Raw genomic sequence first — 1,530 nt, 5'->3', positions numbered from 1 at the left:
GTCTCCAACCGCGGCGACGACAGCATCACGACCTTCGCGATCAGCCCCGACACCACGACGCTTTATCCGGTGGCCTGGACGCCCAGCGGCGGGGCCAAGCCGCGCTTCATCACCCTGGACCCGGCGGGCACGGCGCTGATCGTGGCCAATGAGGACAGCGACAGCATCGTGTTTTTCGCAATCGACGCGGAAACCGGCACCCTGACCCCGACCGGTCAGGTCGTCGAAACCGGCAGCCCGGTCTGCGTGATCTTTGCGGACGCGGCACAGCAGGAGACAGGCTCATGAAGATCGGTTTCGCCGGCCTCGGCCAGATGGGACGCCCGATCGCCGCCAACCTCGCCAAGAGCGGAGCCGGCATCGTCGCCACCACCCGCCAGGCCGGTCCGTTCGACGACCTGACGGCGAAGGGCATCGAGATCACGGCCGATGCCCATAAGCTGGCGGAGGCCGACATCGTCTTCCTGTGTCTGCCGGACGGCAAGGCGGTGGAGGAGATGCTGTTCGGGCCCGACGGCCTTGCGCCGCTGCTGGCACCGGGGCGGATCGTGGTCGATCTCGGCACCAGCGAATACTCCAGGACCATTGCGACCGCCCGCCGGCTGGGCGAGGCCGGCTGCGGCTTCCTCGATGCGCCGGTGTCGGGCATGGAGGCCCGCGCCATCGACGGCACGCTGACGGTGATGTGCGGCGGCGACGCCACCGTCTTCGACACTGTCCGGCCGCTGTTCGACTGCATCGGCAACAAGATCCTGCATGTGGGCCCGGCCGGCAGCGGGCAACTGGTCAAGCTGATCAACCAGCTGCTGTTCGACATCAACGCCGCCGCCCTGGCCGAGGTGCTGCCGATGGCCGCCAAGCTGGGGCTCGACCCCGACCTGGTCGGCGAGGTCGTCAACAGCGGCACCGGGCGCAGCTACGCCTCGGAGTTCTTCATCCCGCGCATCCTGCAGGGCCATTTCAGCGACGGCTATCCGATGCAGCATGCCTACAAGGACCTCGTCAGCGGCGCCGGCCTGTCCGCCGATCTCGGCCTGCCGATGCCGGTGCTGGCCGCGGCGACCGCGACCTACCAGACGGCCCTGCTGCAAGGCCATGGCGCCAAGGACAAGGGCGGCATGGTCCGCGTGTTCGAAGACCTGCTGGGTGTGCAGTTCCGCAGCGCCGTCCCGTCCAAATCCGGAGACATCAAGTGACATCCCCGCTCGGCTTGTTCAACGGCCTGACCAACTATGGCGACCCCGATTTCGCGCGGTTCCTGCGCCGGTCCTTCGCACGGTCGATGGGCCTCTCGCGGGAGATGCTGGACAAGCCGGTGGTCGGCATCGCCATGACGCCGTCGGGTTTCAACAACTGCCACCGCTTCATGCCGGACCTGGTCGAGGCGGTGTCGCGCGGCGTGCTGGCCGCCGGCGCCCTGCCCCGCCCGTTCCCGACCATCTCGCTGGGGGAGGTCTTCCTGAACCCGACCAGCATGGTCTATCGCAACCTGATGTCGATGGACACCGAGGAGATGATCGCCGCCCAGCC

3 protein-coding genes are annotated in these 1,530 nt (G+C 68.0%); all 3 read left to right on the top strand.

Annotated elements, in window-relative coordinates; all coding sequences use genetic code 11:
* On the top strand, positions 1-288 hold a 288-nt coding region (locus AC3XYG_RS21835), incomplete at its 5' end, for a lactonase family protein (RefSeq protein ID WP_489141974.1).
* Positions 285-1,196, top strand: a complete 912-nt coding sequence (locus AC3XYG_RS21830; RefSeq protein ID WP_489141973.1) for an NAD(P)-dependent oxidoreductase — start codon at positions 285-287, stop codon at positions 1,194-1,196. The genes AC3XYG_RS21835 and AC3XYG_RS21830, both read left to right, overlap by 4 nt.
* Positions 1,193-1,530 (top strand): dihydroxy-acid dehydratase domain-containing protein (locus tag AC3XYG_RS21825; RefSeq protein WP_489141972.1); only part of this gene is annotated, 338 nt, incomplete at its 3' end. The genes AC3XYG_RS21830 and AC3XYG_RS21825, both read left to right, overlap by 4 nt.

It is taken from the genome of Inquilinus sp., from assembly GCF_057815775.1.
This window is presented reverse-complemented; position numbering and strand designations above follow the sequence as displayed.

What these genes read in the sequence shown, in the direction of transcription:
- AC3XYG_RS21830 (WP_489141973.1), top strand. Translation starts at nt 285, where the DNA reads ATGAAGATCGGTTTCGCCGGCCTCGGCCAGATGGGACGCCCGATCGCC.